We start from the raw sequence: 20,835 nt of genomic DNA, 5'->3' as shown, positions 1-20,835 counted from the left end.
GCACCCGAGCGGGCGGGGCGGCGGCTCGACCTGGACACCAGAGGCGTATCCACCTACTGGTAACGCCTCCAGCGTCCAGGTGAGCGACTCCGGCGCCCGCGCCACCGACGAGTCCACCGGCGGCGGGCCGGTGATCAGGCCAGTGGCAGGTACACCTTGCCGCCCGAGGCCAGGAACTCGGTCGACTTCTCCTGCATGCCCTGCGCCGCGTACTCCTTCAGCTCCTGGGTGATCTTCATGGAGCAGAACTTCGGGCCGCACATGGAACAGAAGTGTGCCGTCTTGGCGGGCGTCGCCGGCAGGGTGGCGTCGTGGTACGCCCGGGCGGTCTCCGGGTCCAGCGACAGGTTGAACTGGTCCTCCCAGCGGAACTCGAATCGCGCCTTCGACAGCGCGTCGTCCCACGCCTGCGCCCCGGGGTGCCCCTTGGCCAGGTCGGCGGCGTGCGCGGCGATCTTGTACGCGATCACCCCCGCCTTGACGTCGTCCCGGTCCGGCAGCCCGAGGTGCTCCTTCGGGGTGACGTAGCAGAGCATGGCGGTACCGAACATGCCGATCATCGCGGCGCCGATCGCCGAGGTGATGTGGTCGTACGCCGGGGCGATGTCCGTGGTCAGCGGGCCGAGGGTGTAGAACGGTGCCTCGTGGCACAGCTCCTGCTGGAGGTCCACGTTCTCCTTGATCTTGTGCATGGGCACGTGGCCCGGCCCCTCGATCATCACCTGTACGCCGTGTTCCCAGGCCACCGAGGTCAGCTCCCCGAGGGTACGCAGCTCGGCGAACTGCGCCTCGTCGTTCGCGTCCGCGATCGATCCGGGCCGCAGCCCGTCGCCGAGCGAGAAGGTGACGTCGTAGCGGGCGAGGATCTCGCAGAGTTCGGCGAAGTTGGTGTAGAGGAAGTTCTCCTCGTGGTGCGCCAGGCACCAGGCCGCCATGATCGAGCCGCCCCGGGAGACGATCCCGGTGACCCGGTTGACCGCCAGCGGCACGTAGCCGAGGCGTACCCCGGCGTGCACCGTCATGTAGTCGACGCCCTGCTCGGCCTGCTCGATCACGGTCTCCCGGAAGACCTCCCAGGAAAGCTTCACCGGGTCGCCGCCGACCTTCTCCAGCGCCTGGTAGATCGGGACGGTGCCGATCGGCACCGGCGAGTTGCGGATGATCGCTTCCCGGGTCTCGTGGATCCGCTTGCCGGTGGAGAGGTCCATCACGGTGTCCGCACCCCACCGGGTGGCCCAGGTCAGCTTCTCCACCTCCTCGGCGATGGACGAGGTGACCGCCGAGGTGCCGATGTTGGCGTTGACCTTCACCAGGAACCGCTTGCCGATGATCGCCGGCTCGCACTCGGGGTGGTTGACGTTCAGCGGCAGTACCGCCCGGCCGGTGGCGATCTCGTCGCGTACCACCTCGGCCGGCATCCCCTCCCGGATCGCCACGAACTCCATCTCCGGGGTGACGATCCCGGCCCGGGCGTACGCCAACTGGGTGGGCCGGGCACCGTCCCGGCCGGCCAGCGGGGTGCCGGCACCGCGTACCGGGGCCACGTCGCCCCGTTCCGCGATCCACGCCCCGCGCAGCGGAGGCAGCCCCTCGGCGGGGTCCGAACCGGGACCGGACGTGTCGTAGAGCCGTACCGGCGGTTCGTCGCCGGCCAGTTCGACCTCCGCGAACGGCACCCGGACGTCCGGGCGCGCCCCCGTCACGTAGACCTTGCGACGAGCGTTCATGACAACCTCCCTGTGCTGGATGAGCCGGATCCGCTGGATGAGCCGGATCCGCTGGATAAGCCGGATCCGCTGGACGGGCCGGGCAATCCGCCGGCCGCCGCCGCACCGGACCAGCCGAAGTGGTCCAGTGGCCCGTGGCCGCGCCCCAACGACCAGTTCCGGGCACCGAGCAGCGCGCGGCTGACGTACTCCTTGGCGAAGGCCACCGCCTCCGGCACCTGGTCGCCCAGTGCCAGCCGGGCGGCGATCGCCGCCGAGAACGAACAGCCGGTGCCGTGGGTGTTCCGGGTCGGCACCCACGGCCCGCGCAACAGCCGCACCTCGACGCCGGTCCAGAGCGCGTCGACCGCGCCGCCGAACGCCTCGCCGCCGCCGGTCGCGAGCCCCGAGTCGTCGCTGTCGCCGCCGGTGACCACCACGTACCGGGGGCCGCCCGCGGCGAGCTGCCGGGCCGCCTGCGCCATCTCGTCGGGACCGGAGACGGTACGGCCGAGGATCGCCGCCGCCTCCGCCCGGTTCGGCGTCGCCACCAGGGCGTACGGCAGCAGCCGCTCGATCGCCCCGACCACGCCGAGCCGGGCCCCGCTGGTGGAGACGAGCACCGGGTCGACGACCAGGTTGGGCAGCAGGCCGGCCCGGGCGGCCCCGGCCACCGCGGCCGCGATCGCCGCGTCGCCGAGCATCCCGGTCTTCACCGCCAGCGGCGGCAGGTCCTCGGCCAACGCGTCGAGTTGGGCGCGCACCATCGCGGCGGAGATCGGGAAGACCTCCCGTACCTCGTGGGTGTTCTGGGCGGTGACCGCGGTGAGCACCGACGTGCCGTAGACCCCGAGCGCGGCGAAGACCTTCAGGTCGGCCTGGATTCCCGCGCCCGCCCCGGAGTCCGAGCCGGCCACGGTCAGCACCACCGGCGGGGTCACCGCGACCACTCCGATACCGATGCCCCAGATTCCGATGCCTCCGGTACCGATGCCTGCGGCACCGATGCGCCGGCCCGCGCCTCGACGGCCGCGCAGAGGTCGCGGACCAGCCGGGCCGGGTCGTCCGAGCGCATCACCGCACCCATCACCGCCGCACCGGCCGCACCGGCCGCCAGGCAGGCGTCGACCTGCCCGGGTGTGCCGATGCCGCCGAGCGCGACCACCGGTACCGGGCTGTGGGTGACCAGCCCGGCGAGGCCGGCGGGACCGAGTGGCGGGCCGTATCCGGGCTTGGACGGGCTCGGATAGACCGGCGAGAGCGTCACGTAGTCCTCGGTGCAGAGTCGCCCCAGCTCGGCGAGGTCGTGGCAGGAGCGGCCGACCAGCGGCAGCGCCGGTGCCGGATAGGGGCCGGCGGCCGGCAGGTGCACCGCGTCGCCGTCGAGCGGGTCCGGCCCGGCGACCAGCAGGGTGCCGTGCACCGGGGCGAGGATCGCCCGCAGCCGCCGGGCCAGTTCGAGCCGCTCCGGCCGGGGCAGGTCCCGCTCCCGCAGCAGTACCCACCGGGCGCCGCCCTCGACGGCGGCCCGGACCACCTCGTCGAGCGGCCGGTTCGCCTGCCACCGGTCGGTGACCAGCACGATTCCCCGGGGCCCGGTCACAGCTCGGGCCGCCCCTCGTCCGGGGTGGAGGCCAGCGCGTGGAAGCGCCGGGGGATCCGTCCGGCACCGGCGGCCAGCCGTCCCGCCTCGATGGCGAACCGCATGGCGGTGGCCATCCGTACCGGGTCGGCCGCCCGGGTGACCGCGCTGGCCAGCATCACCGCGTCGCAGCCGAGTTCCATCGCCAGCGCCGCGTCCGAGGCGGTGCCGACGCCCGCGTCCAGGATCACCGGTACGTCCACGTTCTGCCGCAGCAGCCGCAGGTTGTGCGGGTTGTTGATGCCCAGCCCGGACCCGATCGGCGCACCCGCCGGCATCACGGCGGCACAGCCGAGATCCTGCATCCGGCGGGCCAGCACCGGGTCGTCGGTGACGTACGGCAGTACCGTGAACCCGTCGGCGACCAACCGCTCGGCGGCGCTGACCAGCTCGACCGCGTCCGGCAGCAGGGTCCGCTCGTCGCCGATCACCTCCAGCTTGATCCACGACGTCTCGAACGCCTCCCGGGCGAGCTGCGCCACGGTGACCGCCTCGGCGGCGGTACGGCAGCCGGCGGTGTTCGGCAGCAGCCGTACGCCGCACCGGCCGAGCACCTCCAGCACCCCGCCGCCCATGGTGGCGTTGCTGTCGATCCGGCGCAGCGAAACGGTGACCAGTTCGCTGCCACTGGCCCGGATCGTCTGCTCCAGCACGTACGGGCTGGTCGCCCCGCCGGTACCGAGGATCAGCCGGGAGCCGAACTTCTCACCGGCGAGTACGAATCCGGGCTCGGGCTCGGGTACTCCGATCGACATCGCGCCTCACCCGCCCTGCGCCGCGGTCAGCACCTCGACCCGGTCGCCGTCCCGGAGTTGCCGGGCCGGCCAGCCGCCGCGCGGCACCACCTCACCGTTCACCGCGACCGCCACGCCCCGGTGTGCGCTGGTGATCCGCTGTACCAGCTCCGCCACGGTCAACTCGCCGGGCAGCCGCTGTTCGACTCCGTTCACGGTCAGCTCCACCGTGTCCTCCCCACCCTGGTCGTTCCGTCGTCCGGCCCCGGCCTCCCGCCGGGCACCGGCCCGTCAACTGCCTCCGCCGCCGCACCCGCCGCCGCACCCGCTGGCGTCGCACGCCCGAGCCCGGTCGGCCCCGGCGGGACCGGGTCGGCGAACCGGGCCGGCGAGAGCGGCGCGAGCGCCGGATCCGGTACGCCGGTGGCCAGCAGGTCGGCGACCAGGTCGGCGGTGAGCGGGGTGAGCACGATGCCGTGCCGGAAGTGCCCGGCCGCGACCACCACCTCGGGCCGGTCCGGCAGCGGGCCGAGCAGCGGTGCGTTGTCCGGCGTACCGGGACGCAGCCCGGACCGTGCCTCGACCAGCTCGTACTCGGCGAGTTCCGGTAGCACGTCGGTGGCGGCGCGGAGCAGGTCGAGTACCGCTCCGGCGGTGACGTCGAGGTCGGCCCGCTCCTCCACGGTGGCCCCGACCACCACCTCGCCGTCGGTCCGGGGTACCAGGTAGACGTGCCGGCCGTCGGCGTGCCCCCGGATCACGTGCCGGAAGCCGGGTGCCGCGCCGCCGGGCGCGCGCAGCCGCAGGACCTGACCCTTCACCGGCCGGATCGGCAGGCCGGTCAGTGCCGCCGTGCCGCAGCCGGCCGCGACGACCGTCGCTGCCGCGTCCAGCTCGGCGAGGTCCCGGACCGGCCGGGGCAGTACCGTCACCCCGGCCCGTTCGACGGCGACCCGCAGCGCGGCGACCAGCCGGCGCGGGTCGACCTGGTGGTCGCTCGCGGCGAGCGCGCCGCCGCGCAGCCGGGTGGCCAGCAGCGGTTCGCGGTCGCGCAGCTCCGCCGGCCGCAGCGGGGTCACCGGCAGTCCCAGGCTCCGCTGGTACGTCCAGAGCCGCTCCGCCTCGGCCAGGTCGTCGGAGGTGAGCGCGACGGTCAGCGTCCCCTCGGTCCGATAGCCCAGGTCCAGCCCGGTCGCTTCGGCGAGTTCGGCGGCGAAGGCCGGCCAGCGGGCGGCGGACTCGACCAACAGTCCGGTCAGCATCCGCTCGCCGAAGTAGCTCTCGGCGACCGGGGCGAGCATTCCGGCCGCGACGTCGGAGGCTCCGGAGCCGGGCGCGGCGTCGTGGATGCTGACCCGCATGCCCCGGGCGGCGCAGCGCCAGGCGACGGCGAGCCCGATCGGGCCGCCGCCGACCACCGCGACGTCTGCCGCCCGGTCGCCGCCCACCACCGGGACGTGCGCCTGCCGGTCCTCGCCTACCGCCGCGACGTGCGCCTGCCTGTCCTTGCCTACCATCCTTCCGCTCCCGCACCCGGGCCGGCGTGCGGCGAACCCCGCCGGGGGTCCCACCCCGGCGATGTTCCCCGTCCCGGATCGGGTGGGGGCGGATCGGTGGCGAGGGCGGTGAGGAGATCGGCGGTGGCCCTGGCCGGGTCGGCGGCGCCGGAGACGGCACCCACCACGGCGACGCCGTACGCCCCGGCGGCGAGCAGTGCGGGCACCCGGTCGGCGGTGATCCCGCCGATCGCGATCACCGGTACCGGCACCGCCGAGGCGACCCGGCGGATCCCGTCCGGGCCGATCGGTGCGGGGAGTCCGTCCTTTGTGGAGGTGGCGTGACAGGGGCCGACGCCGAGATAGCTGGCGCCGGCCGCGGCCGCCGCCGCACCCGGGTCCCGGGCGGTCGCGCCGAGCACGGCGTCCGGGCCGAGCACCCGGCGGGCGGCGTCGACCGGCAGGTCGCGGGCGCCGACGTGCCCACCGGCCGCCCCGATCGCGAGTGCGAGGTGCAGCCGGTCGTTGACCAGGCAGGACGCCCCGACGGCGGCGCACCGGCTGGCCACCTCGGCGGCCAGCTCGTACGCCGTCCGGTCGTCGGTGTCGTCGGCCACCCGGACCTGTACGACCAGTTCGGGGCCGGCGACCGAGAGGGCGGCGTCGACCACCGCGAGCGGGTCCCGCCCGGGCCGGGTGTCGGTGATGAGGTGAAGTCGTCCGATGGATAGCACGGCAACGCTCCTCCCTGCGCCGGCATTACCCGGATCAGGTTCGACGGTCGGGGGCTCGACAGCCCCCCTCTCAGCCCGGTCCACCGGGCTCCCGTGGGTTACTTGTCGGCGAGCGTACGCGGCTGGTCACGGATCAGTAAAGGGCCGTGACCTATCGCACACTGTCAGCACTCCACCACGTACCGGTGCGCCGGGCTGGGGACCAGCGGCCCGGCGGATATGTCTGTCCTATCCGGATGATTCCACCTCGTTACGTAACCGTTACCTGAATTAACCTCAGCGCCTTATTCCGGCCGCCCAGCAGGCGGCCCTAATTTGTTCAACCACAAGGCAAAATTCGACGGCCGGTGCTTCGGCGAGTTCCGGTCCTCCCTCCACACCCCGTGGCGGTCTTCGGCGTACCGACCCGGGATCCCCCTGTCCTCACCGGACCAAGGAGATCCTCCGTGTCCAGCCCCGGCCGCTCCGGCGGCACCTCGCACCCCCCGCACCCCCATCGCAGATTCCGGCGCCGCCTGGTCGGCGCGACCGCGGCACTCCTGCTCGGCACGACCGCGCTGGCCGGTACCCCCGCCTCGGCCGCCCCGGCGGCCCTGCCCCAGGCCCAGGCACCCGTCAAGAAGGCGCCGGCACTCGAACTGGCCCCCGACGCCGAACCGTTCAGCGTGCTGGTCTTCTCCAAGACGGCCGGCTTCCGGCACGACTCCATCCCGACCGGCATCGCCGCGATTCGGCAACTCGGCGCCGAGCACGGGTTCACCGTCGACGCCACCGAGGACGCGGCGGCGTTCACCGACGCCAACCTCGGCAGATACCAGGCGGTGATCTGGCTCTCGACCACCGGCGACGTGCTGAACGCGGAGCAGCAGGCCGCCTTCGAGCGCTACATCAAGGCCGGCGGCGGGTACGCCGGAGTGCACGCCGCATCGGACACCGAATACGACTGGCCCTGGTACGGCGACCTGGTCGGGGCGTACTTCGCCTCGCACCCGGCCAACCAGCAGGCCACGATCAAGGTCGAGGACCACGCTCACGAGTCCACGAAGGACCTCCCGGCACGATGGTCCCGGTACGACGAGTGGTACAACTTCCGCGACAACCCGCGCGGCGACGTACACGTGCTCGCCGCACTGGACGAGACCAGCTACGCCCCCGGCGCCGGGGCGATGGGGCACGACCACCCGTTCGCCTGGTGCCAGGAGTACGACGGCGGCCGGGCCTGGTACACGGCCGGCGGCCACACCCAGCAGTCGTACGCCGAGCCGGAGTTCCTGGCCCATCTGCTCGGCGGCATCCGGACCGCGGCCGGCGCCGTCGAGGCCGACTGCTCCGCCTCGCTGACCAGCAGCTTCGAGAAGATCACCCTGGACAGCAACACCAACAACCCGATGGAGCTGGACGTCGCCGCCGACGGGCGGGTCTTCTACATCGAGCGGGACGGCCGGGTCCAGATCATCAAGCCGGAGACCGGTACCACGGTCACCGCCGCCGACCTCGACGTCTTCACCGGCAACGAGGACGGGCTGATCGGCATCCGGCTCGACCCGGACTTCGCCACCAACAGGTGGGTCTACCTCTACTACGCCCCGAACGGCGGCGCGGCCCGCAACCACCTGTCCCGGTTCACCGTCGTCGGCGACACCCTCGACCCGGCCAGCGAGAAGATCGTGCTCCAGGTGCCGACGCAGCGGAACACCTGCTGCCACGCGGGCGGCAGCATGGTCTTCGACAGCGCCGGCAACCTCTATCTGGCCACCGGGGACAACACCAACCCGTTCGAGTCGAACTCCTTCACCCCGATCGACGAGCGGCCGGGCCGGCAGGACTTCGACGCGCAGCGCAGCTCCGGCAACACCAACGACCTGCGCGGCAAGGTGCTCCGGATCCACCCGGAGGACGACGGGACGTACACGGTCCCGCAGGGCAACCTCTTCGCCCCGGGTACCGAGAGGACCCGGCCGGAGATCTACGCGATGGGCTTCCGGAACCCGTTCCGGATCGGCATCGACCCGTTGTCGAACACCCTCTACGTGGCCGACTACGGCCCGGACGCCGGAGCGGCGAACCCGAACCGCGGTCCGGAGGGGACGGTCGAGTGGAACATCGTCGCGCAGCCCGGCAACTTCGGCTGGCCGTACTGCCACGGCGCGAACTACGCCTACAACGACTACCAGTTCCCGTCCGGGCCGAGCGGGGCGAAGTTCGACTGCGCCGCACCGGTGAACAACTCGCCGAACAACACCGGGCTGACCAACCTGCCCCCGGCGATCCCGGCGAGCGTCGACTACGACTACAGCGGCAACCCGCTCTTCCCGGAGATCGGCGGCGGCGGTGCCCCGATGGGCGGGCCGGTCTACCGGTACGACCCGGCGAACCCGTCCGAGCGCAAGTGGCCGGCGTACTACGACGGCAAGGCGATGTTCGGCGAGTGGAACCAGAACAAGATGTACGCCTTCCAGGTCACCGACGACGGCAAGTCTCTTGTGGACATCAACCAGCTGCTCACCGGGATGACCTTCGTCCGGCCGATGGACTTCGAGTTCGGACCGGACGGCGCGCTGTACCTGATCGAATGGGGCAGCGGCTTCGGCGGCAACAACGACAACTCCGGGGTGTACCGGATCGAGTACATCGCCGGTGACCGGGCGCCGATCGCGGTCGCCACCGCCGAACCCACCTCCGGAACCGCCCCGCTGACCGTTGCCTTCTCCAGCGAGGGCTCCCGGGACCCGGACGGCGGACCGATCAGCTACGCCTGGACCTTCGGTGACGGCGGCACCTCGACCGAGCCGAACCCGACGCACACGTACGCGACGGCCGGCAACTACACCGCCCAGCTCACCGTCACCGGCGACACCGGCCGGACCGCGGTGGCGAACGTACCGGTGACGGTCGGCAACACCGCCCCGACGGTGACCATCGAGTTCCCGCCGGACGGCGGGTTCTTCGACTGGGGCGACCAGGTGAAATACACGGTCAAGGTGACCGACCCGGAGGACGGGGAGATCGACTGCGACCGGGTGACCCTCCAGTACTACCTGGGTCACGACGAGCACGCCCACCCGCTGGACGACCAGGCCGGCTGCACCGGCACGGTGCAGACCTCGCTCGCCTCCGGGCACGGCGCCGACGCCAACGTCTTCGCGGTCTTCGAGGCCAGCTACACCGACGGCGGCGGGGCCGGCGGCTCCAACCCGCTGACCGGCCGGGCGATCGAGCAGCTCCAGCCGAAGCGGAAGCAGGCGGAATACTTCGCGACGACCGGCCGGGCGCCGGACGGCGTCGGCGGCGGTGACCCCGGCGTGCAGGCCCAGGCCACCACGGACGTCGAGGGCGGCTTCCAGAACATCGGCTGGGTCGAGGACGGCGACTACTGGAGCTTCGACCCGACCAACCTGACCGGGATCACCGGGTTCCGGTTCCGGGCCGCCTCGGCCGGCGGCGGCGCCCGGATCGAGGTACGGTCCGGCGCCGTCGACGGCCCGGTGCTGGCCACCGCCACGGTGCCGGACACCGGCGGCTGGCAGACCTTCGCCAACGCCACCGCCGAACTTTCCGCACCGAGCACCACGAGCGGGCCGCTCTTCTTCGTGGCGCGCAACCCGGTCGGGGCCACCGGCACGGGTGCGATCGTCAACGTCAACTGGGTCGACTTCCTCGGCCGGGGTGTCACCGACAACGCGCCGCCGACGGTGACCGCCACCGCCACCCCGAGCACCGGCACCGCGCCGGTCGCGGTGAGCTTCGACGGCACCGCCAGCGACGCCGAGGGTGACGACCCGCTGACGTACGCCTGGGACTTCGGGGACGGGGGCACGGCGAACACCCTGGACGCCACGCACACGTACACCGGCCCGGGGACGTTCACCGCGACCCTGACCGTGACGGACGCGCGCGGCGCCGCCGCGTACGCCACGGTCACCGTCAAGGTGGAGGCGCCGAACACCTCGTGCTTCGGGGCCCGCTCGGACGACTTCACCGGCGGCGAACTGGACAAGGCCCGCTGGTCGACGGTGGTCCGGGAGAACCAGCTCCACGGTGTACGCGGCGGCGCGCTCGTCCTGCCCACCTCGGTCGGCGACCTCTACGGCACCCGCAACGACGCCACCAACGTCGTGTTGCAACCGGCGCCGAGCGGTAGCTGGCAGGCCACCACCAAGCTCAGCCTGGCGGCGGTCGAGAACTACCAGCAGGCCGGCCTGATCGTCTACGGCGACGACGACAACTACGCCAAGTTGGACCTGCTGTACAACGGCAGCCGGGTCGTGGAGTTCATCCGGGAGACCGCCGGCACCCCGCGCAACGAGGGCGGCGACTCGGCACCGGCACCGGCCGGTGACACGATCCACCTGCGGCTGACCAGCGACGGAGTGAACCTGACCGCGGCTTTCTCGGCCGACGGGCAGACCTTCACCCCGGTCGGCCGGTCGGCGGCGCTGGCCGGCATCGACGACCCGAAGGTCGGGCTGTTCGCGCTGAACGGCGGCACCACCGCACCCGTGGTGGACGCCAGCTTCGACTGGTTCCAGATCACGCCGGACGCGCCGGCCGGCGAGGTGACCCCGAACGACGAGTTCACCGGGACCAGCCTGGACAAGTGCCGGTGGGACGGGATCGTCCGGGAGGACCCGACCGGCTACCGGGTCGCCGACGGCGCGCTGCACGTCGACGTGCCGAACGGTGACATCTACACCGGCAACAACACCGGGCCGACGAACTTCGTGCTCCAGACCGCCCCAGAGGGCGACTGGACGATCCAGACGAAGGTCGACGGCAGCAGTCTGAACGAGCAGTACCAGCAGGCCGGCCTGATCGTCTACGGCGACGACGACAACTACCTGAAGTTCGACTTCATCGCCGACAACCAGGTGAGCCAGCCGGTGACGCGGCGGATCGAGTTCCGCAGCGAGATCGGCGCGGCCGTGCAGGACCCGCAGCCGCAGGCGACGAACCTCACCGGGTCGGTGTGGCACCTGCGACTGGCGAAGTCCGGCGACACCTACACGGCGGCGTACTCGACGGACGGGACGACCTGGACGGAGCTGGCGCCGCTGACCAACACCGCGGTGGGTGCCACGCCGCGGATCGGTCTGTTCAGCCTCGGCGCGGCGCAGACCGCCTCGAAGACCGTCTCGTTCGACTACTTCCGGCTCAGCACGGAGGCCGTCGACGAGGCCGCCCCGGTGACCACCGCCACGGTGTCGGGGACCCCGACCGGCGGCTGGCACACCGGCCCGGTGACGGTGACCCTCGCCGCCACCGACAACGCCGGGGGCAGCGGGGTGGCCCGGACCGAACACCAGCTCGACGGCGCGACGACCTGGACGGCCTACACCGAGCCGGTACTGGTCGCCGGGGACGGCCCGCACACCCTGCGGTTCCGTTCGGTCGACGAGGCGGGCAACGTCGAGGCGACGAAGTCGGTCGAGGTGAAGATCGACGCCACCGCGCCGGTCAGCACCGCCGCGTTCGCCCCGCCGACCGACGACGGCTGGCACGGCGGCACCATCCCGGTGACGCTGACCTCGACCGACGCCGGTGCCGGGGTGGCCAAACTGGAGTGGTCGCTCGACGGCGGCGCCTGGACGGCGTACACCGAGCCGGTGAACGTGACCGGGGACGGGCAGCACGAGCTGCTCTACCGGGCCACCGACGCGGCCGGCAACGCCGAGACGCTCAAGTCGGCGATCCTGAAGATCGACGGTGTGAAGCCGACCGTGCTGGTCTCCGGGCTGGCCGACGGCCAGCTCTACGGCGACAGCCAGGACGTCCGGGTGAACTGGTCGGCCGTCGACCCGACCTCCGGGATCAAGGCGACGGTGGGCACGCTGGACGGTCGGCCGTACCAGCCGAACACCCTGCAGGCGATGTACGAGCTGCCGCTCGGCCTGCACGAGCTGACCGTGACCGCGACGGACCGGGCCGGGAACGTGACGACCTCGACCGTACGGTTCTTCGTCACCACCTCGTTCCGGGACATGCAGCAGTTGCTGGACCGGTTCAAGGCGACGGGTCGGCTGTCGGCCAAGGGGCACAAGCAGTTGTCGAACAAGCTCGACACGGTCCGCCAGGCCGAGGCGAACGGCAACGACAACCGGGCGGTCAAGCAGCTCGGCCAGTTCAAGGAACTCGCCACGGACGCCGGGCTGGTCGCCGAGGCGGAGATCCGGGACGTACTGGTCCGGGACGCTGACGCGATGATCGTCCGGCTCGGCGGCAGCCCGAGCGCCGCCGGGGTCAGGGCCAACGACGGCAAGCCGGTGCAGGGCACCGGTCGGCTGGTCGAGGACCCGACCCGGGTGAAGCGGGGCGGAAGGCTCTGACCGGAAGGTCCTGCACCTGGAGGTAAGCGCGGGGGCGGTCGGTCACCATCGGCCGCCCCCGCACCCGCACCCGTCCGGCGGACGATCCGCCGGGAAGGAGTACCGGCAAATGCGACGTGGACCAGTGCACTCCCCTCGGCCGGTCCGGCCCGTCCTCGTACCGCTGCTGCTCTGCGCGCTCTTCCTCGCCGCCGGACTGGCCCCGGCGGCACCCGCCGAGGCGCACGGCGGCAAGATCAAACTTCTGGTCGCCGGTGATGGCGCCACCGGGGTGACCGTGCAGGCCAGCTACGCCGACGGCCATCCGCTGGACAACGGCGTACGGCTGGTGGTGACGGCCACCGGTGAGGGCGGCCGGAGGGTCGGTCCGCTCCAGCTCAACCCGGCCGGCGAGGGGGAGGGCTTCTACAGCACCGGGCCGGTGCTCACTCCCGGACCGTGGCAGGTCACGGTCACCGCGCCGAAGCCCACCCCGGCCACGGTGCAGGTGGTCGTGCAGGCCCGCGCCGCCCAGGCCGCCCCGCCGGCGCCCGCGCCAGGTGCGGCCGGCGCGTCCGGCGCGGCCGACACCTCGACCACCCGGCTGTGGTGGCTGGCCGGCGCCGCGCTGGCACTCGCCACCGTCGCCACCCTCGGCGCCCTCCTGGTACGCACCCGCCGCCGCACCTGAACACTCCGCCCCTCCGCACCTGAACACTCCGCACCCGCCGCACCTGAACACCCCGCGCCTGATCCCACTCACCTGGACACCCCGCGCCTGATCCCACTCACCTGGACACTCCGCGCCTGATCCCACTCACCTGGACACCCCGCGCCTGATCCCACTCACCTGGACACCAGAGGCGCTAACCGCCCCGGGTAGCGCCTCTGGTGTCCAGGTCCACACCGTTCAGCGTCCGATTCCGCCGGCAGCTTCTGCCCCGCCGGCAGCTTCCCCGGCGGCAGCGTTCTCCGCTGGCGGCTCCCCCGGGCGGCAGCTTCCCCGGTGGCGGCTTTCCCAGCCGCAGCGGACCCCGGCGGCCGGTTTCCCCGGCGGTAGGGGCGGGTGGCCGGGGGCTGGCGTTGCTGGTGGACGGGGCAGCGCGACGGCCAGGGCTGCGGCACGCTGGTCCGATGCCTCGTCGTCCCCGGGTGCCGGCCCGGTTGGCGTTCCTGCCCTTCTCGGCCAGAGTGGCCGTGTCGGAGGGGCTGGTCAGCCGGAGCATGCTGCGCGGGCCGGCCTGGCGCCGGCTGCTTCCCGACGTCTATGTGCACCGCGACGGTTACCGGGAGGACGACCACCGGATGTGGTGCGACGCGGTCGCGCTCACCCTGCCCCCGGGCGCGGCCATCGGCGGGCTGAGCGCCGCACACCTGTGGGGCGTGCGGCTGCTCCCCCGGGACGCCCCGGTCACCGTGCTGGTGCCGGGTGTCACCCGCCCCCGTCCGCAGGAACGGGTTCGCTACACGCTCGCGAAACTCTCCGCCGACGACGTGACCCGGTTCGGCGGACTGCCGGTCACCACGCCGGTGCGTACCGCGTTCGACCTGGGACGGAAGCCGCCGCGTACCGAGGCGGTGGTGGCGGTGGACGCGCTGCTGAACCGTCGGCTGGTGAAGCCCGCCGCACTCACCGACTATCTCGCCGCGCGTCCCGGCTGGCTTGGCGTACCGCTGCTGCGCGAGGTCCTCGGCCCGGCGGAACCGCTCAGCGAGTCGCCGATGGAGACCCGCCTGCGGCTCCTGCTCGTCGACGCCGGCCTGCCACCGCCGACGGCACAGCACGACGTGTACGCCGCCCGGGGGCGGTTCGTCGGCCGGGTGGACCTCGGGTATCCACGGCTGCGGATCGCCATCGAGTACGAGGGCGACCACCACCGCGAGCGGGCGCACTTCCGCCAGGACGTCGCCCGGCTGAACGATCTCCGCGCCGCCGGCTGGGTGGTGCTCCGCTTCACCGCCGACGACGTCCTGCGGCACCCCGCGAGAGTTGTCGCCCAGGTGGCCCAGGCCATCCGGGAACGCCTCCACTCACCTGGACACCAGAGGCGCTAACTGTCCCGGGTAACGCCTCTGGTGTCCAGGTCGACACCGTCGGGTGCCGCAGCGCCGACACGGTGCGGCGGTTGGCGGCGCCACGTGCGTCGGTGCGCCGGTTGGCGGCGCCACATGCGTCGGTGCGGCGGTTGGCGGCGCCGGGTGCGTCGGGTGCGGCGGTTGGCGGCGTCGGATGCGGCGGCGCCGGTCCGGCGGGGTTCTCAGAGGAGGGCGCGCAGGGCGGAGATGTCGTCCGGGGTGGGCTGCCAGCGGCCGGCGTTGGCGTTGGCGCGTACCTGGTCGGGGGTGGTGGCACCGGCGATCACCGAGGTCACCGCCGGCTGGGCGGCCAGGCCGCCGATCGCCACGTCCAGCAGGGACCGGCCGCGCTCGGCCGCGTACTTCTCCAGTGCCTCGATGGTGTCCCACGGTGCGGAGGCGAGCCGGGCGGCGTACCTCGGGCTGCTGCCGGCGAGCCGGCTCTCGGAGGGTGGCTGGGCGCCCCGCTTGTACTTGCCGGTGAGCAGCCCGTCGGCGAGCGGGAAGAACGGCAGCAGGCCGAGCCCGAAGTGCCGGGCGGCCGGCACCACCTCGGCCTCCACGCCCCGGTTCAGCAGGCTGTACTCGTTCTGCGCGCTGATGAAGGGCGTGTAGCCCCCGGTACGCGCCGTCCAGGCCGCGTCGGCGATCTGCCAACCGGTGAAGTTGGAGTTGCCGAGGTAGCGGACCTTGCCGGCCCGGACCAGGTCGTCCAGAGCGCTCAACGTCTCCTCGATCGGCGTACCCGGGTCCGGCTCGTGCATCTGGTAGAGGTCGATGTGGTCGGTGCCGAGCCGGCGCAGGGACGCCTCGACCGCCCGGGCGACGTAGCGCCGGGCGCCCCGGGCGCCGAGGTCCGGCCCGTTCATCCCGGACATGCTCATGCCGAACTTGGACGCCAGCACGACGTCGTCGCGCCGGCCGCGGAGCGCGGCACCGAGCTGCTCCTCCGACCCGCCGTGCGGCTCGCCGTAGATGTCGGCGGTGTCGAAGAGGTTGATGCCGGCGTCGAGGGCCGCGTCGACCACGGCCCGGGTGCCGGCGACGTCGAGCTTGCGGCCGAAGTTGTTGCAGCCGACTCCGACGACGGACACCACGAGCCCGGAGTCGCCCAACCGGCGGTAGGTCATCTCAGTCACGAGATCAACCCTATGCCGTCGCCCAGGACCGGGGACTTCGCACCGGAGTACGCTCACCCGGCCAGGGGACGCCATTCGAGAAGATAATTCGACGACGATTCACGTACGTGAAATCGACTGGTGCGCTGGCGCGTCGCGCGCGTACGCCGGAAACTGCTATATCGTGGGCACGGATACGGCGACCTCTGCGATTTTCCCGTGCCGTTCATGGTCGCCGCGCGAGGCGTCGAAAGGCGGGTTCACATGGCGGTGAACGGCCGATTCGACCGGCCCGGTTCGGAGATGTCCGTCGTCCCCGCCCAGGTCAGCAGGGAGACCAACGCGCCGGTCGAGGTGACGGTCGTCCTTCCCTGCTACAACGAGCAGGCGCACGTGCTGACGGAAATCGAGCGCATCTGCGCGGCAATGGACGACAGCGGCCTCAATTACGAATTGCTGGCGATCGACGACGCCTCCACCGATGACACGCTGGAGATCCTGCGGGCGGCGACCGGCCGTTTTCCCCGGCTCCGGCTGCTGGCGTTCCACCGCAACGGCGGTTCCGGCACGGCCCGCCGGATCGGCACCGAACAGGCGCGCGGCGCCATCGTGGTGTGGACCGACGCGGACATGACCTATCCGAACGAGCGGATCCCCGAGTTCGTCCGGCTGCTGCTCCGGGACCCGCACGTCGACCAGGTCGTCGGCGCCCGTACCAGCGAGCAGGGCAGCCACAAGTTCCTCCGGGTACCGGCGAAGTGGCTCATCCGCAAGATCGCCGAGCGGCTGGCCGGCACCCGCATCCCCGACCTCAACTCCGGGTTGCGGGCCTTCCGCCGGGACGTGTCGCTGCCCTACCTCCGGCTGCTTCCGCCCGGGTTCTCCTGCGTCACGACGATCACGATGGCGTTCCTGCACAACCAGCACGACGTGCACTACGTGCCGATCTCCTACGCCCGCCGGTCGGGCTCGTCGAAGTTCCACTTCGTCCGGGACGCCTACCGCTATCTCCTCCAGGTGCTCCGGATGGTGATGTACTTCAACCCGCTCAAGGTGCTGATGCCGCCGTCGTTGCTGCTGCTCGCCGTCGGCTCCGGAAAGGTCGTCTACGACCTGGTCGCGCATCCGGTCAGGATCGCGACCAACACGGTGCTGCTGCTCTGCGCCGGCCTGATCGTCGGCGCGGTGGCGCTGCTCGCCGACCTCATCGTGCGGTCCAGAGTCGACTGGCCGCCCGGGAACCGCTCGTGAGCGAAGCGGTGCCGACCGCCACCGCGCTGCTCCGGGTCCGGGGCATCGGCCTCCGGGTCCGGGACACGGTCGCCCGGGTACGCGAGAGCGGGCCGGCGCCGTCCGCCGGGCGCCCCGAGGCGCCGATCGACGACCGGTCCGGGTCGGGTCCGGACCGGGTGGAGCGGTCGGACCGGGTGGAACGGCTGGGCCGGGCCGGTGTCGCCGCGATCACCGGCGTCGTCGCGCTGACCTGGTTTCCGCTGCTCGGCATGCCGTTCGGCGACAACCACCTGGGCCGGATCATCGGCCGGTACGCGCTGCACCTGCGCAACCTCCAGGAGCAGGGAGTCCTCGGCTCGCACTTCGGTGCCGACTGGCTCCCCTACGCCTCGACGCCGTACGCGCACCACCCGCCGCTGCTCAACCTGCTCACCGCGCTGACCGGCCTGCTGCCGGGGGACGGTGAATACCAGGTGTGGCTGCCGGCGTACCTGCTGGCGCTGCTGATCGTCCCGGCCGGTGCCGCCCTGCTGCGTGGCCTCGGGTTGCGCTGGTCGGCCACCCTGCTGGCGCTCGGCCTGATGGTGGCCACTCCGTTCTACTGGATCTACAGCCCGCTGATGTTCGACCTCGGGCCGATCCTGGCCCTCTCCGCCCTGGTGCTGCGGCTGCGCACCCGCCCCGATCCGGCGCCCCGGCTCGTCGCCGCGACCTGCGGCGCCGCGCTGCTCAGCACCCTGGTCTCCTGGCCCGGTGTCGGGTTCGCCGCCGTACTCGGGCTGTGGCTGCTGGCGGCCCGTCGGGTCGACCGGGTGACGGTACTGGTCGGCGCGAGCATGCTGGCCGGGATCGCGATCAGCCTGGCCTTCGTGGTCGGGGTGACCGGGATGGCGATGCTCGGCGGGCAGGCCGAACTGCGCAGTACCGGTGGTGGCTACACCGTGCGGCAGTTCCTCCGTCGGCAGTGGCACTACGCCTACGACCTGCTGCCGCTCTGGTACATCGGCGCGCTTCCGGTCGGCGTGGTGGTCGGGCTGCTGGATCGGCGTACCCGGGTCTACCTGGCGATGGCGGTCGCGTTCACCGCCGCCTGGATGCTCGGGTTGAGCAACGGCGCCTACGTCCACTCGTACTGGTCCTATCCGGTGCTGGTGGTCGGACTGGTCGGGATGGGTGTGCTGCTGGACCGACTCGTCGGCCGGCTCACCGGCCCGGTTCCGGACGACGGCCTCGACGCAGCCGCCGTGGAGGGCGCCGCCGCTGGTACGCCGGAGGCGGTGCGCCGGTTCGTCCGGACCAGGAGGTGGCTGGCGCGACGGCGGGTCCGGGTGACGGCGGCGACGCTGGTCGGGGCGGCCCTCGGGGCGTACCTCGGGATGCTGGTCGTCGGCCCGGACCGGCACCGCCTGCTGGACGAACCTGCCGGGGCCGGCCGGCTCGTGGCCGGGCATCCGCCACCGGCCGGTCAGCGGTACGCCTGGGTCGCCGGCCCGGGGGCGACGAGTGCCCGCTGGCTCGCGTACTACTGGCGGTTGAAGCCCCGGCAGCTCACCGCCGCGACGCTGCACGTCGAGCCGACCCGCCCCGAGGATCTGGTTCTGGTCAACCTGGACAAGCGGCCGGAGTGGCTGCCCGCCTCGGTCGAGTCCCTCGCCGTGGCCCGGGACGGGCCGTACGCGCTGGTCCCGTTCGGCGCTCTGGACGGCACCGCCGGCGGCCGGTGATCCGGCGCCGGGCCCTGGCGCGACGGCACCGCGCTGGCGGCGGAAGCTACGGGCGGGTCGCGAGCGCGACGAGGCCCGGCCCGCGGTCCGGGCGCATCCGCTGGAGGACGACGAACGGCGAGACGGCCAGCCGGATCGCCTCGCCGGCCAGGACGCCGCGCGGTTGCAGGATCCGCCCGGAGGTCGAGGTGCGCTCCTCGGCGGTCCCGGACGCGTCACCGGCGCCAGCGGGAGGATCGGCTCGGCGACCCGCCCAGCGGTCCCGTACGGAGTCGAGCAGGTAGCCGAGCGGCCAGCCGTAGTGCACGAGGCGGACGTCGGTGGCACCGGCGTCGAGCAGCCGCTGCCGGAGTTGCCCGGCGGAGTACCGCCGGTAGTGCCCGACCAGGGTGTCCCAGGGGCCGAACCGCTCCGGGTCGGCGGGTACCGACAGCAGCAGGTGTCCGCCGGGCCTGGCCAGGGCCAGCCACTCCGTCAGTACCGGCAGATCGTCGGCGATGTGTTCCAGCACCTCGAACGCGCAGACCAGGTCGTAGCCGCCGGCCGCCGGTACCTGCCGGTGGTCCCCGTTGTGCACCGTCCCGCCCAGCGGGGTGATCCGGGCGTACGCGGTCTGGAAGCTGCGCGGGTCGGGTTCGGCCGCGGTGTAGTTGGCCAGCCGGGCCAGCCGGGTGCCGACGGAGCCGAGCCCGCAGCCGAGTTCGAGGATGGTCCGCGGCCGGCACTCCGCCACGAGCCGGCGTACGACGTGCCAGCGCAGGGCCGCCCGGGGTGGCAGCGGCGGGTCGGCCGCCAGCGCGGTCATCCGAGCCACCAGACCGGGCCGGCGGTCAGGTTGCCACCGGCCGGGCTCGCGGTGCCGGCAGTGTCCGTCGACGCCCCGGCCGGGCCGGCGTCCCGGCCGACGGTGGGGTCGATCCGGTGCCGGACCGGGGCCACGACGGTCGCCGGCCAGAAGTGTTCGAGCGCGCGCCGCCGGGCGGCCCGGCGCAGCCGGGCGAGCCGGTCCGGGTCGCCGGCCAGGTCGCGCAGCGCGTCGGCCAGCGCGGCCGGGTCGCCGGCCGGCACGAAGACGGCCGCGTCGCCGAGCGCCCGGCGTTGCGGTGCGGTGTCGGAGGTGACGACGGCGCAGCCGGCGGCGGCGCCCTGGAAGACCTTCGTCGGTACCACCCGGCCGGCCTTCGCCGTCTCGCCGAAGATGCCCAGTGACACGTGGTGGCCGGCGACGAAGGCGGGCAACTCAGCCGCCGGTATCCAGTCGTGCCAGGTCACCCGGGGGTTGTCGGCGGCGGCCCGGCGGCAGCCGGGATGGTCCTGTCCGGTGCCGACCACTGTCACCTCGATCGAGTCGTCGGCGGCCAGTGCGGCCAGCGCGGCGCCCAGGGTCCGGGTGCCGTGCAACGGGGTGAAGAGGCCGACGAAGACGACCCGCAGCCGCCATCGGCCGTCGCCGGCCGGGTCGGCGGGCCAGCGCTCCCGGGCGGTACGGGCACCGGCGGCGAACCACTCTGCGCCGGCTCCGACGGGTACCACGATTCCCCGGTCCCGGGCTGGCACCGGGAGCGTGTCGAGATGCTCGGCGGTGTCCACCAGTACGACGTCGGCGCGGCGCAGTGCGGCGTCGTCGATCGCCCGCATCAGCCGTGCCCGGGCACCTCGGGCGTCGGCGAGTCCCCGGTCCCGGGCCGTGCCGGCGGCGGAGACGAGGTGGTCGAGCACGATCGGCGTACCCCGGAACAGCAGCCGGGCCAGGTGCACGTCGAAGTGTCCGAGATAGCCGACCAGTACGGCGTCGACCGCACCGGTGCGGGTGCCGTACCGCTGGCGGAGGGCGCGCACCACGAGCAGGGTCCAGCAGCGGGCGAGCTTGCCGGCGAGCAGCGGGAGTCGCCACGGCTGCCGGAGCACGGCTATCCGGGCGGCGGTGTCCATCGTCAACGGTTCGTTCAGCTCGGTCACCTCGTCGCCGGCTGCCCGGAGCCCCTCGACGAGTACGCCGACCCGGGAATGTCGCCGTACGTCGTAGCTGCCGAACACCAGCCAGCGCACGAGCAGCAGCGTAACGCGCCG

General features: G+C 72.9%; 14 protein-coding genes, 1 pseudogene and 1 riboswitch. Of the genes and pseudogenes, 5 read left to right on the top strand and 10 right to left on the bottom strand.

The features are described from left to right. Positions 1–134: 134 nt before the first annotated feature. From thiC to thiE, 7 genes and pseudogenes are all read right to left on the bottom strand, one after another. Positions 135–1,727 (bottom strand): phosphomethylpyrimidine synthase ThiC, encoded by a 1,593-nt coding sequence (gene thiC / locus V1634_RS03045; RefSeq protein WP_331206184.1) that lies wholly within the window; start codon positions 1,725–1,727, stop codon positions 135–137. Beyond that, positions 1,724–2,647: a bifunctional hydroxymethylpyrimidine kinase/phosphomethylpyrimidine kinase gene (gene thiD / locus V1634_RS03040; protein WP_331206183.1), complete on the bottom strand. Its 924-nt coding sequence runs from the start codon at positions 2,645–2,647 to the stop codon at positions 1,724–1,726. The genes thiC and thiD overlap by 4 nt, the downstream gene beginning before the upstream one ends. Beyond that, positions 2,644–3,309, bottom strand: a complete 666-nt coding sequence (locus V1634_RS03035) for a thiamine phosphate synthase (RefSeq protein WP_331206182.1) — start codon at positions 3,307–3,309, stop codon at positions 2,644–2,646. Before V1634_RS03035 ends, thiD begins: the two co-directional genes overlap by 4 nt. Further along, a complete protein-coding gene (locus V1634_RS03030; RefSeq protein ID WP_331206181.1) occupies positions 3,306–4,103 on the bottom strand; it encodes a thiazole synthase in 798 nt (265 codons plus the stop codon). Before V1634_RS03030 ends, V1634_RS03035 begins: the two co-directional genes overlap by 4 nt. A gap of 6 nt (positions 4,104–4,109) precedes the next feature. After that, positions 4,110–4,310: a sulfur carrier protein ThiS gene (gene thiS, locus V1634_RS03025; protein WP_331206180.1), complete on the bottom strand. Its 201-nt coding sequence runs from the start codon at positions 4,308–4,310 to the stop codon at positions 4,110–4,112. Then, the gene (gene thiO, locus V1634_RS03020; RefSeq protein ID WP_331206179.1) at positions 4,301–5,599 is read right to left on the bottom strand and encodes a glycine oxidase ThiO; all 1,299 of its coding nucleotides are present in this window, start codon (positions 5,597–5,599) and stop codon (positions 4,301–4,303) included. The genes thiS and thiO overlap by 10 nt, the downstream gene beginning before the upstream one ends. Positions 5,600–5,694: 95 nt before the next feature. Further along, a pseudogene (thiE, locus tag V1634_RS03015) lies at positions 5,695–6,312 on the bottom strand (thiamine phosphate synthase); the annotation flags it as partial. Beyond that, a riboswitch (TPP riboswitch) is annotated at positions 6,307–6,417 on the bottom strand. Its footprint overlaps the pseudogene before it by 6 nt. Before the next feature lie 341 nt (positions 6,418–6,758). Here thiE and V1634_RS03010 point away from each other — a divergent pair. The 3 genes from V1634_RS03010 (at position 6,759) to V1634_RS03000 (ending at position 14,669) form a co-directional block, all read left to right on the top strand. Continuing rightward, positions 6,759–12,635 carry a ThuA domain-containing protein gene (locus tag V1634_RS03010; RefSeq protein ID WP_331206178.1) on the top strand — a complete coding sequence of 1,959 codons (5,877 nt, stop codon included), beginning with the start codon at positions 6,759–6,761 and terminating at the stop codon, positions 12,633–12,635. A gap of 109 nt (positions 12,636–12,744) precedes the next feature. Next, positions 12,745–13,305 (top strand): hypothetical protein, encoded by a 561-nt coding sequence (locus tag V1634_RS03005; protein ID WP_331206177.1) that lies wholly within the window; start codon positions 12,745–12,747, stop codon positions 13,303–13,305. Positions 13,306–13,748: 443 nt separating this feature from the next. After that, positions 13,749–14,669, top strand: a complete 921-nt coding sequence (locus V1634_RS03000) for a DUF559 domain-containing protein (protein WP_331206176.1) — start codon at positions 13,749–13,751, stop codon at positions 14,667–14,669. Positions 14,670–14,872: 203 nt separating this feature from the next. Here the strand turns inward: V1634_RS03000 and V1634_RS02995 are convergent, their stop codons facing one another. Next, the gene (locus V1634_RS02995; protein WP_331206245.1) at positions 14,873–15,820 is read right to left on the bottom strand and encodes an aldo/keto reductase; all 948 of its coding nucleotides are present in this window, start codon (positions 15,818–15,820) and stop codon (positions 14,873–14,875) included. 291 nt (positions 15,821–16,111) lie between these two features. Between V1634_RS02995 and V1634_RS02990 the strand changes: the two genes are divergently transcribed. Together V1634_RS02990 and V1634_RS02985 are read left to right on the top strand one after the other, a co-directional pair. Beyond that, positions 16,112–17,059, top strand: a complete 948-nt coding sequence (locus tag V1634_RS02990; RefSeq protein ID WP_331206175.1) for a glycosyltransferase family 2 protein — start codon at positions 16,112–16,114, stop codon at positions 17,057–17,059. Continuing rightward, complete coding sequence (locus tag V1634_RS02985) at positions 17,056–18,765, top strand: ArnT family glycosyltransferase (RefSeq protein WP_331206174.1); 1,710 nt, start codon at positions 17,056–17,058, stop codon at positions 18,763–18,765. Before V1634_RS02990 ends, V1634_RS02985 begins: the two co-directional genes overlap by 4 nt. A gap of 46 nt (positions 18,766–18,811) precedes the next feature. On the opposite strand, the gene V1634_RS02980 is transcribed toward V1634_RS02985, so the two are convergent. Both V1634_RS02980 and V1634_RS02975 read right to left on the bottom strand, forming a co-directional pair. Next, positions 18,812–19,570, bottom strand: coding sequence for a class I SAM-dependent methyltransferase (locus V1634_RS02980; protein ID WP_331206173.1), 759 nt, complete (start codon positions 19,568–19,570; stop codon positions 18,812–18,814). After that, the gene (locus tag V1634_RS02975; protein ID WP_331206172.1) at positions 19,567–20,814 is read right to left on the bottom strand and encodes a glycosyltransferase family protein; all 1,248 of its coding nucleotides are present in this window, start codon (positions 20,812–20,814) and stop codon (positions 19,567–19,569) included. Before V1634_RS02975 ends, V1634_RS02980 begins: the two co-directional genes overlap by 4 nt. Positions 20,815–20,835: the final 21 nt, after the last annotated feature.

The sequence above is a fragment of the Plantactinospora veratri genome, from assembly GCF_036421995.1.
Taxonomy (GTDB): Bacteria; Actinomycetota; Actinomycetes; order Mycobacteriales; family Micromonosporaceae; genus Plantactinospora; species Plantactinospora veratri.
Note: the sequence above shows the minus strand (reverse complement) of the source record. Positions and strands in the feature narration are given on the sequence as shown.